The sequence below is a fragment of the Flavobacterium psychrophilum genome, assembly GCA_001708385.1.
Classification (GTDB): domain Bacteria; phylum Bacteroidota; class Bacteroidia; order Flavobacteriales; family Flavobacteriaceae; genus Flavobacterium; species Flavobacterium psychrophilum_A.
In genome coordinates this window covers 140,775-153,447 of record CP012388.1, presented here as the reverse complement: position 1 = coordinate 153,447, position 12,673 = coordinate 140,775, and the positions used below count along the sequence as shown (strand labels likewise).

Annotated in this window: 10 protein-coding genes; 4 read left to right on the top strand and 6 right to left on the bottom strand. The window is 34.3% G+C overall.

What is annotated here, in order from left to right; all coding sequences use genetic code 11:
* Positions 1 to 19: 19 nt before the first annotated feature.
* The 4 genes from ALW18_00670 to ALW18_00655 all read right to left on the bottom strand — a co-directional run bounded on the left by ALW18_00670 (position 20) and on the right by ALW18_00655 (position 6,888).
* Positions 20 to 2,881 carry a hypothetical protein gene (locus ALW18_00670; GenBank protein AOE51162.1) on the bottom strand — a complete coding sequence of 954 codons (2,862 nt, stop codon included), beginning with the start codon at positions 2,879 to 2,881 and terminating at the stop codon, positions 20 to 22.
* Positions 2,882 to 2,884: 3 nt separating this feature from the next.
* Entirely contained in the window at positions 2,885 to 4,333 is a 1,449-nt protein-coding gene (locus ALW18_00665) for a glycosyl transferase family 2 (protein AOE51161.1), read from the bottom strand.
* An 80-nt stretch (positions 4,334 to 4,413) separates the two neighbouring features.
* Positions 4,414 to 5,484: a hypothetical protein gene (locus ALW18_00660; GenBank protein ID AOE51160.1), complete on the bottom strand. Its 1,071-nt coding sequence runs from the start codon at positions 5,482 to 5,484 to the stop codon at positions 4,414 to 4,416.
* 558 nt (positions 5,485 to 6,042) lie between these two features.
* Positions 6,043 to 6,888 (bottom strand): hypothetical protein, encoded by an 846-nt coding sequence (locus ALW18_00655; GenBank protein ID AOE51159.1) that lies wholly within the window; start codon positions 6,886 to 6,888, stop codon positions 6,043 to 6,045.
* A gap of 485 nt (positions 6,889 to 7,373) precedes the next feature.
* Here ALW18_00655 and ALW18_00650 point away from each other — a divergent pair, with 485 nt between their 5' ends.
* From ALW18_00650 to ALW18_00640, 3 genes are all read left to right on the top strand, one after another.
* The gene (locus ALW18_00650; protein AOE51158.1) at positions 7,374 to 8,321 is read left to right on the top strand and encodes a ribonuclease BN; all 948 of its coding nucleotides are present in this window, start codon (positions 7,374 to 7,376) and stop codon (positions 8,319 to 8,321) included.
* A gap of 105 nt (positions 8,322 to 8,426) precedes the next feature.
* Positions 8,427 to 8,690, top strand: coding sequence for a hypothetical protein (locus tag ALW18_00645; protein ID AOE51157.1), 264 nt, complete (start codon positions 8,427 to 8,429; stop codon positions 8,688 to 8,690).
* 3 nt (positions 8,691 to 8,693) lie between these two features.
* Complete coding sequence (locus ALW18_00640; GenBank protein ID AOE51156.1) at positions 8,694 to 9,443, top strand: hypothetical protein; 750 nt, start codon at positions 8,694 to 8,696, stop codon at positions 9,441 to 9,443.
* A 75-nt stretch (positions 9,444 to 9,518) separates the two neighbouring features.
* Here ALW18_00640 and ALW18_00635 read toward each other — a convergent pair whose 3' ends face one another.
* Both ALW18_00635 and ALW18_00630 read right to left on the bottom strand, forming a co-directional pair.
* Positions 9,519 to 10,280: an NUDIX hydrolase gene (locus ALW18_00635; protein AOE51155.1), complete on the bottom strand. Its 762-nt coding sequence runs from the start codon at positions 10,278 to 10,280 to the stop codon at positions 9,519 to 9,521.
* Positions 10,281 to 10,521: 241 nt separating this feature from the next.
* The gene (locus tag ALW18_00630) at positions 10,522 to 10,632 is read right to left on the bottom strand and encodes a hypothetical protein (protein AOE51154.1); all 111 of its coding nucleotides are present in this window, start codon (positions 10,630 to 10,632) and stop codon (positions 10,522 to 10,524) included.
* 320 nt (positions 10,633 to 10,952) lie between these two features.
* Here ALW18_00630 and ALW18_00625 point away from each other — a divergent pair, with 320 nt between their 5' ends.
* Complete coding sequence (locus ALW18_00625; GenBank protein AOE51153.1) at positions 10,953 to 12,464, top strand: hypothetical protein; 1,512 nt, start codon at positions 10,953 to 10,955, stop codon at positions 12,462 to 12,464.
* Positions 12,465 to 12,673 lie beyond the last annotated feature (209 nt).

Below are 12,673 nucleotides of genomic sequence, written 5' to 3'. Positions count from 1 at the left end.
ACCTTATCAACATTATTCTTTAAAATTTAGTTTTAATACTTAGCATTAATGTGTACTGATCTAGATAAGTATCATTAGCTACGTGATAATTGTACCAGTTGCCCATTATTCCAAAAACCGTACTGAAACCAACAGAATGAAAATATCCGGCTCCCACCATTGTAGTGGGAAACGATAACGTATTGTTTACCTGAAAGTCCAGGCTAAGGTCTTCCGGGGCATTACCAACAGATGCCATTGCCTGTGCATAGTGCCTTTGATTATTCATATAAAAACGAGCCTGTCCCAACACATTATAATATAAATTATCTCCTTCTGTAAGTAACGACAGTCTTGCGTTTAGCCATACATCGCCAAGTGTCTTTTCTAACCCAACGATTCCTGTATAAAGACTCCTGTTATCCTGCAGGTACATATATCTACCACCCAATTCCGCCTGCCATGTTTTTGCAAATGGCTGGTAAAATGAGAACGCAGCCCTGTACTTTGGAAAGAATTTACTGGCTACCGCACCATTTACATAAAAATAAGACTTATTCCTGAATTTATGATACCAGTCAACTTCTCCCTGTATGCCAACTCCAGACTCTCTGCCTGTGTAATTTACCCTTGCAGCGTAGGTATCTTTTTTCGCAAAGCGAACATACTCAAGCGCTCCAACCGACAAATTGAAAGGTAGTGTATCGGCTGTTGCTTTAAGATATGTTAGGTTAATTTGATTTTTAAGTAATCTGGAATCTAAATACTGCATGTGCTCTTTATATTCGGCAAGCCTGTTTGACGGTGGGCTATATCTTCCCTGATATTCTTTCGCTCTTTTAAAATCATTAGTTTCTTCGTAAATTATACCTTTAAGATACAACAACTGATTGTTATCCTTGTTTTCTTTAAGGGCATTATCTACAATTATCATGGCATCGGTGTACTCTTTTCTCTTAATATGCTGGTTGGCAAGTTTTACAGGGGCCAGTGTATCTTTGGGATTAAGTAAAGTAATTTCACGATAAATATTCATAGCCTCACGATTTTCACCGCGCTCTTCCCTATCCTTTGCATGTACCATCATTTCTTCTATAAGAGAACTTCGTATTGTACTGTTGTACGGATAATCTTTTTCAATTTCGTGTAACGCCTGTACTGCCTTATCATGTTCTCCATTTGCAGAGTACAATCCTGCTTCTTTTAAGCGCAATTCTTTAGAATCCGGATAATATTTAAGTGCCTGCTCTGTAAGTCGCCTTGCCTCATCGTAGTTTTTCATTGCTACCCTTGCCGAAATCGCATAGTTGTATGCTTCCAGATTATCTGGGTTTGATACTATTAATCCATCGGCAATAGAAGCAACCATTGCATAATCTTCTTTTTGCTGAAGATACTTCATATATTCAAAAGCCATGTCATTATACATATACTTAAATTGAAGGCTTTCCGGGTTTTGATCATAATAGCTTTTTGCCATGGCGTAGGCATTATCATAATCGCCCATATCAGCAAGAAGGTCCATTTTCTTTAAGAGATATTCAGTCTCTTTAGGGTACGCTTTAATTAGCTTTTCGATATGATCCATCGCCTTTACGTACTCTTTTTTTCGAAGATAAATTGAATAGATATAATTGTTAGCCGATTTACCGTAATCTGAATTATTACCAAGGGTTTCAAACAATACCAAAGCATCATCATAATTACCATCGCTAAATTCATCCTTAGCATCCTGAAGAATATAATATTCATATTTCTGCCTTATATCCGGATCTTCTCCATAGAAGTTAAACAGTTTTTGTATTGTAGCCCTCGCACCTTGCTTGTTCTGCTGGTTTTCGTAAACATACAGTTGTTTAGCCAAAAGCTCTTTTGACTGCGGATTACTTTTAAGTGACTTGTTAAGTATAGCCTGTGCATCGCCATAATAACCTCTGCTTACGGCAGTGTTCAGCAAATAATCATGTGCTTCTGTATTGGCCTTGTCTTTCTCGTATACCTGCCCATACAACTCGTACGGATCTGAGTTTTTGTAATACCTGGCAGCTTCAGCGGTAAGGTAGCTAAGCTGTTTGTTATAGTATTCACCTTGTCCTTTTTTAAGTTGTTGTTTTACCAAATTAATAGCATCTTGATAGTTATGCATTTTTTCAAGGACACCAATCTTTTTATCAACGAGGGCTTTATTTCCCGGCAATGCATTTAAGCCTTTATCGGCAGTACTCAATGCTCCCTGATAATTTCCCGCTTTAGTGTAGACGTTAATTAACCCTAGGTAAGATTCAACGTCTTTTTTATTTATAGCTAAAGCATCTTCATATTGTTTGGCTGCATCATCTACATCGCCTTTTTTATTATGCTTACCGGCGTTCTCTTTTAGCGTATTGGTATAAATAGCTTTTATCTCGTTGTCCTCAGGAAATATTTGGTAAAGCCTTCTTAACTGCCTGTCAGATTCTACAGTATCACCCATTAAATTATAAAGGTTAATCTTTTTTATCCATAGCTCTTTATCATAAGGCTTTACTTCAAGTATCTCGTTTACGTAACAAACCGCACTATAATAACGTTTTGTCTGGCTTTCTATATTAATCAGGTAGTAACGCGAATCGGTCCTTTTAGGGTTTTCCTTCAAAACTTCCAGCAAGGTTAACCTCGCCATGTCAAACTTTTTAGTGTCCATGTAGCACTTTCCCAAATACTCTTTAATATCCATGTTTTTAGGAGCTTTTTTCAATGCCTTTTCAGAATAGGATGTTGCCTTAGCAAAATTTTTCTTTGCACTTTCTTTCTTAGCGAGAGCGTAATATTGAGTTGCGGTAGGTTCCTGACTATATGCGTTTCCGAAAAAACAAATGGTGAATATATATGTCAGGGCTATATGTATAAATCTTTTTAGCATTGTTTATATGTTATTTTCTGTTATTGCTTTAGAATCCGGTATTGTGTCCTGTTGGAATCCCTGGCGCGTCATGGTTCCCCATTCCATGTCGCTTGAGGTGAAAAATTTAAAGTATCCTTTGAGATAGAAAAATATCTGAAGCGGATGGTAAATAAATGGCTCCAAAAATGCCATCATCCATAATTGAAAGATCTCCCTTGTAGTCTCATAATGCCTTTTAATTACATTATCCATTAGTATTACCAGTGACCCGAACATTATTGCGGCTGAATAGGAATAAAGGAATATAATCCCTACCGTACTCCAATTTAACTGCCCTGTAACGATAAGATAAATAAAATAGATAAGTCCTACGGCTTCAATAACCGGTGCAAGAAATTCTGTTAAGAGCTGTATCGGAAAAATTACCATACCAAGCCTTTTATATTTGGGATTGAAAAATATCCTTCTATGTACAAAGAATATTTGCGCCAGCCCTCTCGCCCATCTCGTCCTTTGGCGTCCAAGTATTGTAACATCTGGAGGCCCTTCTGTCCAACATGCAGAAACCGGAATATATTCAACCTTATATTTCTCTTTATTATTTATCATATAGGCAGACATCTTGATCATAATATCCATATCTTCCGCATGCGATGCCGGATCATAGCCTCCGCTAGTAATGGCAATCTCTTTATCAAATAAGCCCAAACCTCCCGATACGTTAGGCACACAGTTTACAAGGCTCCACCCCATTTTTCCAAATAAATAAGCACGAAGATATTCCAGTTCCTGAAATCTCGGAATCCACTGTTTGGGCGGCTTCACACGTTTTATGGCTCCATTCTCTATCTCACAATTGTTAGACATTCTTAAAGTAGCGCCAACACAAATAACCCTTTTACGCGAATTAAGTACCGGCTTTATCATCTTTAATAAAGCATTCTTATCGATGATACAGTCACTATCCGTACAAAGAAAATAGGGGTATTGAGAAGCATTAATACCCGCATTTGAAGCATCCGCTTTATTTCCGCCATTTTCCTTATCTACTACAATAAGATGAGAGTATTCAGGGTTTACTGATTTAAATATCCTTTTATAAGGTTCGGTTTTAATTCTCTCAACGTAGGCAAATGGTGTTTCCTCAAGTTCAAATTCACTTATTAGTAAATCAAGTGAATCATCTGTACTTCCATCATTAACTATGATTACTTCATATTGCGGATAATTAAGAGAAAGTAACGACCTTGTACTTACAATTATAGTTTTCTCTTCATTGTAGGCCGGCGCGATTACAGATATTCCCGGTGTTAATGGAGATTCCATTAAGAAGCCGTCATCAAGCCGGGTATTGTACGTTCTGTACCTTCTCGTGTTTATGTATGAAAATAGTGCTAACATAAGATACAGCAGCAGTAACATAGAGGCATAGGTAAACACGAAAGCCTCAAAAAAATTGGTCTCTCCCATTAGATAATATGATTTTATACGGCCAGTTTTAATTTAACAAGCCGTAATGTTATGTAAGGTGTGTAGTGTTTGTTATGGTATTATAATGTTACCGATGTACGGTTGTAGTTTTTAGCAAAACCATGAAATGTTTTGAGCGTAGAAATTATCAGGGAATTCTGCACATGATCCAGAATTGTCCTGTTGTCAAAACTCTCAGTTTTCAGAAGGCTATTAAACAGAAGCTTCCCCTCGCTTCCATAAAAATAAATAGCTTCTGCACATAAACGTTTTAAATCCGGGTTTTCGGCCAGATCATAAGCTTTCTTCAAAAATTGCAGTGATTTTCCACTATTCATAAAAGATATACTTTCGATAATAGCAAACTGACATTGTAATGGCTGAGAGAAATAGATTTCAATCAATACTGTTTCACTTTCAAGCGATTTCATTTTTCCAACAGCAAGTATCGCCTCTTTACGTACTCTGTAATCTTCGTGCTCAATAAACTTTTCAACGGTGTTTAATGCCGTTTGCTGGTTGAAAAAGGCGGCCTGCCTGATAAAAAATTTAATTTTTTCGGCGTCATCAGAATATTCAATCCATTTACTAAAATTGGGTAAGTGTTCTTTATGATGCACTTCAAATTGATGCATTAGGTTTATCTCTTCCCATTCATTAATGTTATCGGTATCATCGAAAAATTTAAACGGATTATTATTACTGACACCCATATACGAAATTCTGGATTCTTTCCTTAAAGCATCATCATTTGAATAAGCATAAGGTAAAATTTTACTGTCTGAAATCGTTAGACCAAGCCTTGATAGCGACTGTAAAGCAAGCATTCTCATGCGGGTACTTGAATAATCCAATCTTTCTTCCAGGCATTTATCTATTTTTAATCCCTTAATGATACTGTTATAATTGGCCGCGTTGATTGTTTTTCGCTCCTGGTTAACAATATCTTCAAGAGTGGGAACAACAGATATGTATGACTTATCATTTAGTCTGTCAAAATTTTGTACATATAATGCATAGACATCATCTGGCGTATACGTATCATTAGAAAGTAAAATATTACGTAAAAATGAAAACACCTTTGGCCTGAGCTTTAAGATAATTTCTTTTTTTCTCCGTTTATTACTACGGACGATAAAAATTCTTGACATTAGGATAAGTGTTGCCACGCTGCAAACTAAAATAACTCCAATTGCTATTTTCACAATGAGTGTGTAGGAACTGAAGGAATACCACCAGTACTGCGCGTAATCAATTAATGAGGTCATTTTAATAGTGTTTATTTATTAGCAATCCCTCAGATGTTTCGTTAATAGGCAATAGTTAGCACCCCTCCTTTTTAAGGAAGAAATAGAGAGCATTGCAAATTAATATATAGTAAGTTCGAGGGTTGGTTTAAAATTAGTCTTTAAAGTAATCTCCGAAAAACTAAAATGTTAGCGTACTATTAAAAATTAATCCAAATTTGATTTTTTATTTATAATATGCATATATAGTCACAATTATTGGAGTTACATAGCGTTCACAATATCAAACGTTTAAAATGCAAAAAAGCACCTGGTAATTTTTACAGATGCCTCAAATTATGCTTAACACTATTTAACTAATTATACAAGGTTTTAACGATCGTTTAATTTTTAAAACTACTTAAAACAATTGACAGAAGTATTCTTTAATCAGAATTTAAATATTAAAGAAACTCTAAAACGCTAGTTTATGGATATAGAGAGTACATTTTTAATCATAGCATGCAGTTTATTTTTCTTTTTCCAAGTTCTGTACATTACAGATTCGTTCTTTAAATCAGTATAAATCTTAACATCCTTACAATCTTCTTTGTTAGGTAGCTTAGGTACTGAAAGCCTGTTTGTAAGATTGATTTCTGCATCTTTAAAACTCAATCCGGTAACAGTTGTTCCCGATATATCAGTTTCCATTGTATGACTTACTTGGTCAAAAATATTCACAACACTCCATATCTTTCTTGATCTGTAAATATCAAAATCAAAGAAACCGTTAGAAGCCTTATCTATGTTACCCTTATTAGCGAACAATGAATTACCGGTAATAATATATTGGTTATCCAGTATCTCCGAAAAAATGAAGTCTCTAAATTTATAAACTGGCTTGTTCAAAAAGTTGCAAAGCACGGTTTTATTACATTTAACATTAAAAATTTCAGTGGTGCTTTCTTCTACTATTTCATCTGCCTGTATTATTGCTACCGTACTGCTTTTTAAGAAACTGAAATTAAGAATACTAAATACATTGTAATTTATACTATATGCAAAACCATCGGACGACGAATACGTCTTTTGAAAAGGTTTATAGGTAAGCAGTAATCCATTTTGAAAACGGTGAATAATCTTTAAATCGTCTTTAGTAAGATTACCATCCAAATCCAATACACTATAAAAAATATCCGAATCTGATTTGGCCAAAATATAGTCATCTCCAGAAAAAATAACTTCTGTAAAAGGTGTTTGATTTACCTCTCCGTTTCTGTAAACAAATGATATTCTGTTGTTGTATGATAATCTGGTTTTAAAATTCATATCGCTTCTTTTTTAAACATTAAATTCACAATTACCTAACAAATAGATAATCAAACACATACATTAAAGATTACTTATACAAGAATAATTATTTTTGAATACTTTATGAAATATTTAAGAAGATATTAATCGAAAATATACTACGTTTCATCGAAAAAAAAAGCAATTAACAGTATTAATCTTTCTATATAAAAAATTAAAAAATTTCATACTCAAAAAGAGTGTATTTTCTAATAAAACATCGATATGTTGTTTCACCCGGGAGAGTGGAAATCATGCTCGAACTAATTACACAAATACAACGTAGGTATTAAGCACCTTACAAATAGAACAGATACTCTAATAGATAAAATGTGGTTGTAAAAAAGGTGACAATTCTAATTTATAAGGTGACAAAAATGATATTGATTCCTTATTATAGTTATGTTAATACTGTGGCTTAACCGGCGACCATGTTATATTTTAGTGGTACAAACTCAATACATATGAAAGTAAAAAGTGTAATCCAGAACAGTTTTAAAATTCTAAAAGACACCGTTAAAGGTTTTTCGGAAGATAAGGGGCTAAAACTTAGTGCTTCACTGGCTTATTATACTATTTTTTCTTTGGCTCCATTGTTATTACTCGTTATATCGTTAGCTGGTGCTTTCTTTGGAAAAGATGCAATTGAGGGCAGTTTATTCAGCGAGTTAAAAGGACTTTTGGGAAATGAAGCAGCCGCTCAAATCCAGGAAGTAATACGTAATATGGAGCTATCGGGAAAAACTCAGCTTTCACTAATAATTGGTGCTATTGTACTTATAATTGCAGCAACAACAGTATTTGGAGATTTACAGGATTCTATAAATATGATATGGAAAGTTAAAGCTAAACCGAAAAGAGGATGGCTAAAACTTTTAAAGGACAGGCTCCTATCCGGATCGATAATCATTGGCCTTGGATTTATACTTGTTGTTTCGCTTATTGTTAATGGTGCGCTATCAGCATTTAATACGATACTTAAATCATGGCTGCCGGATACATCTGTAATTATATTTAGCGTGTTAAGCTTACTTGTAAGTTTTGTAGTTTTGGTTGTAATATTTGGCGTTATTTATAAAGTGCTTCCTGATGCAAAAATAAAATGGAAAGACGTACGCGCCGGCGCACTATTTACTGCATTCTTATTTCTTTTGGGCAGATATATAATTGGAATCTATATTACTTCCTCCCAGGCTGGATCGCCTTACGGTGCCGCAGGATCGTTAATTGTAATTATGCTGTGGGTTTATTATTCAGCCGCTATACTCTACATAAGTGCAGAGTTTACCCGCGCCTATGCCACGTTTAAGGGCGAAAGAATAATACCTGCTGATTATGCCGTTTATGTGGAAGAAACAGAAACGGAGAAAGATAATAAGAACATCGTGGACGCTACTACTTCCAAGAAATAATAGTTTCATCGAAACTACACCATCTTTTAATCAGTCTTACGTTAATTATATGATAATGGCAGGGTATGCAGGCTTTAATTACTGTAACTTTAAGTAAAAGCAGTTATGGAAAAACATGTAACACTTTTTGCTTTGCTGAATTTTGAATATAGCCGGCAGAAAGAAATTCTGTTTTATACAGAATGGGATGATGCTATATCTGATGCAGATTATCATGAGCCAACCGATAAACCTGATTTCAATTATAGTACTATAATTGAATTTGAGCTTGATGAAGCTGTACTCGAAGATATTCGTATGACAGATACAGAATCCCTGACCGACCTGCTAAACGCCCAAACTACAACCAAAAAACATTATTTCAACTAAAATATGAGAACAGTAGACATTGTAATACGCTTAAGCGGCCATCAGAACGAGCTGGAACTGGAAATAGGAAACACTAATAACTATACAATTTTTTACAACATACTGCAAAAGGCTATTTCAAGCCGTTCTGCAGATATTGTACATAAAGGAGATTACTTTAGATATGATCAGCATCTGCTCCCAAAAGATAACAATGAGTTTAAAACCTACGTCCTTTTCAGGGATATTACGCTTAATGATACAGATGATGATGACCTGATCTGGACTACTTTAAGTAATCAGGGAAAAACGTTGAAATTTCCGGAGGTGCGTGAAAAAAATATGCATCACCAGTTAATTGAGTTATCTTCGGCAGAAAATGAAGAAGCCGTTATCGATACGGAAAATACAATTTTTGACTTTGAGGAAGTTTTAGTCCGTATTCCCGGAACACGCGAAGAACTTGAATTTGATCCAAATTCTATGGAAGGAAATAAAATATTATATGACAGGCTTGCGAAACTTATCTATAATAAAGAAGCCGAGATAATGTACAAAGGACCTAAACTCGTTTTTGAGGAAAACAGAGATATTTTTATTAGCCCTGATGACTTTAGTATTTATGTTTTGTTTAGATCAAAAAGGGATTATAACTATGAAAATAAAGACGAATTATGGAATAATCTTTCCAATGATCTAAAGATCTTATCATCAATAACATTGTATAAGTCTTCTGAACACTATCAGGTAGTACTTTTGACACATGAAATTTAATAATTTTCAACAAAAAAGCAGAGTCCCAATAGACTCTGCTTTTTTGTTGAAAATATCGACATCAGATAAATAATATTACCACTCTTCCTTCAGACCATTTTTTAGTGCCGCCTGGTATTTTTCAGTATTAAACTTATAAAGGTTTGGTGCTTTATGTGCTCCGCCTGCTTTTCTGGGCTCATCCATTTTATCAAGAATATCATATGCGATCATCTTTCTATAGAAATTACCCCTGTTAAGTTTTTTATCTAAAATGATCTCATAAAGCCTTTGCAGTTCAGGCATTGTAAATTCTTCCTGTAACAAATTATAACCAATTGGTTTGTAATTGAGCTGCCTGCGTAACGTAATAAGCGCCTCGTCAAAAATCTGACGGTGATCCATCATCATTTCAGGAATATCATTGATATCGCGCCACTCAGCATGCGTAGAAATATCGTCAATAACCGGAACGACATCTGTAAAATCTACCAAAGCATAAAAGCCTAAAGAAACAAATCTTTGCTTATGCCAAAGTGTATTGGGAAAACCTTCAAAAAAACCTTCACTCCTGTTCAGGTCGGCAAAAACGCTAAATTGTTGTAAGTAAATATTTTTTGCACCGGAACGCTCAAATAAAATTCGTTGAGCAGCAGCATTAACATCTTCCTGTTTTCCCATATAGCCTCCGGGAAGTGCCCAAAGTTCTCTATCCTTTGTTTTCAGTAACAATACTTTTAATGCACCGTCGTGAAAACCAAAAACAACACAGTCAATAGAAATTGATGGAAGGAATTCTTCCCATGCAATTTCCGACCTTCTTGTTAGTACATCTTGTAAGCTTTCGTTATTCCTCATTTACACAAATGTAGTTAATTACATCGTTTTTTAATTTAAAAAAACATGCATTTACCAATTTTTAACGTTTTTCAATCATATAGTTAGTTCATTGTCTAATGATGAATTTCAATCAAAACCGTTTAAAATATCCAATGAATTTCAGGAAAAGAAACGTGCAGAGAAACACTTATTATTAAACATAAATATCTATTGTAAAACAAATTATAAGGCCCCTATAATTACAGGGGCCTTATAATAGCTAGTCAAAGCTTTTGTTATTTTTCTTTTCTCTTTTAGCTTCCTTTTTTTCTTTGGCAGTCTTTACTGGTTCTTTTTTGCTACCTTTCTTGGTATCCTGGCCTTTTGACATGGTACTATGATTTAAGTGGGTTAAATTTCATTATTTTGTAAGGTAGGCTAATTAAACTATATACCTCATTAATTGATAGTATTTAACGTCCAAGGTATAGTCTTCGATTTTTAGTGATATTCTTGGAAAGCGAATTGGATATTATAATAGGCATCATTGCAATTTTGAAAGGCAACGTCCCATACCGTACTCCCTCTACAACCAAAACTGATATATCTCAATCTGTGATATTTTAATTATATTTGGATAAAAAATTAATGTCCCAAAATTGTATACGCATCATATTTTTTTGCATCCTGTTACTTACAGGTCAATGTCTGATGGGACAATCTTCAGAAACGAATACACTCGTAAAAGACTTATTGAATAAGGCTACGAATAATATGCGTTCCAATCCTGAAAAAGCACTTATATACCTCGACAATGCTTTAAAATATAAAGACAATATTAGCGAAAATCAGCTTTTATACCTGTATAAAGTTGGAACTGTAGCCTGCATAAACCAGCAATCAAATATTTTGGCTTTGGATTATGGCTACAAGGCTTTGGCACTTCAGAAAAAGATCGATCCGTCGCAAATGCATTTCATCTACAATAATATTGGATGTGCCTACATGCAACTTAAAGATACTGAACGAGCAAGGAAATTTTTCGATATATCGCTCAAGGGACTTAAAGAATCTCTTGCCAAAGGAACAACCGGTGAAAAAAATGTTGAAGCATACCTTGTTTACAGTAACCTTGCTGTTATAGAAATAGAAAGCAAGAATTATATAAAGGCACTTGAAATGCTTAATATTCATAAAAAGCATAGTATAAGGCTAAGGGACACAGCTGGAATAATTATAACTTTTCAAAATTTGTCTATTGTTTTTAGTAACCTCAAACAAGTCGATAGCAGTAAATTTTATTCTGATAAGGGAATCGCCTTGGCTAAAAAGGCAAAACAGCCAACCGATTTAGCATATTTATATTATTATCGGGGTGCTAACGATACTTTAAGGGACAAAAATTCGGCATTGCTTTATCTTGACAAAGCATTCCGATTAGGTGATAGTTTAAATTTAGATGATGCCAGGCTGTTTGCTGCTAAAACGCTGGCAAACTTGTATGAAGAAAAAAATGATTACAAGAAGTCTAATTATTATCTACGTATTACAAACCAGCTATCAGAAAAAGATATAAGTCAGAAAAATAAAAAGAAGATAGAACTGCTTGAATTTGAAAACGATCAAAAAATAAAACAGCAGGATGCTTTAACCGAAGCACGAAGAAGAGAAAATATATTTATTTTCAGTATAATATTGCTTGCTCCGCTTTCTGTAATTATATTCCTTATGTACAGGCTACAGCGCATAAAATTAAAACAACGTAAAACTGAAAATAAACTGCTTATTAAGCAGATGGAAAGTAAGAACAAAGAACTTACCAGTAATGCTATACAAATAATGCAGGCAAGCGAGATTATAGACTACACCCATAAAGGACTAAATGAGCTTCAGACAGTTATAGATACGCCGAATAATAAAATGCTTACCCAGATAATCTCCGATCTGAAAAAGGGCAACCAATCATTTAATAAAAAAGAGTTTGAAAAACTGTTTGTGGAGACTGATGAAGAATTTTATAAAAAACTGCTTCATAAGTATCCAACACTCACAAAAAATGAGATAAGGCTTTGTGCCTTCGCAAAAATGAATTTTTCTACCAAAGAAATCTCGGCTATAACACAACAAAGTGCTAATAGTATTTTGGTTGCCCGTTCCCGTTTAAGAAAGAAAATAGGTTTGGATGAAAACCAAAACCTGACCGTCTTTTTTAAGAATTTCTAACACTGTATATTTATTTTTTGAATACCGGAAACCTATAGTCACTACAGCTGTAGCTATGTATCTGTATACGTTGTATAACCCTGCAAACTATAAAAAAGTCACGTTTTATCCTGCTATTATTTCCTTTAAAAACAACTTTAATGTACATCTAAAATTAGATATACTATAAGCTGATTTTATAAATTTCGAGGTTACAATATACTAAATAT

Bases quoted from the DNA above. Each gene is read 5' to 3' on its own strand.
- ALW18_00660 (AOE51160.1), bottom strand. From the start codon at position 5,484: ATGTCAAGAATTTTTATCGTCCGTAGTAATAAACGGAGAAAAAAAGAA.
- ALW18_00625 (AOE51153.1), top strand. From the start codon at position 10,953: ATGGGACAATCTTCAGAAACGAATACACTCGTAAAAGACTTATTGAAT.
- ALW18_00665 (AOE51161.1), bottom strand. From the start codon at position 4,333: ATGGGAGAGACCAATTTTTTTGAGGCTTTCGTGTTTACCTATGCCTCT.
- ALW18_00655 (AOE51159.1), bottom strand. From the start codon at position 6,888: ATGAATTTTAAAACCAGATTATCATACAACAACAGAATATCATTTGTT.
- ALW18_00630 (AOE51154.1), bottom strand. From the start codon at position 10,632: ATGTCAAAAGGCCAGGATACCAAGAAAGGTAGCAAAAAAGAACCAGTA.
- ALW18_00635 (AOE51155.1), bottom strand. From the start codon at position 10,280: ATGAGGAATAACGAAAGCTTACAAGATGTACTAACAAGAAGGTCGGAA.
- ALW18_00670 (AOE51162.1), bottom strand. From the start codon at position 2,881: ATGCTAAAAAGATTTATACATATAGCCCTGACATATATATTCACCATT.
- ALW18_00650 (AOE51158.1), top strand. From the start codon at position 7,374: ATGAAAGTAAAAAGTGTAATCCAGAACAGTTTTAAAATTCTAAAAGAC.
- ALW18_00645 (AOE51157.1), top strand. From the start codon at position 8,427: ATGGAAAAACATGTAACACTTTTTGCTTTGCTGAATTTTGAATATAGC.
- ALW18_00640 (AOE51156.1), top strand. From the start codon at position 8,694: ATGAGAACAGTAGACATTGTAATACGCTTAAGCGGCCATCAGAACGAG.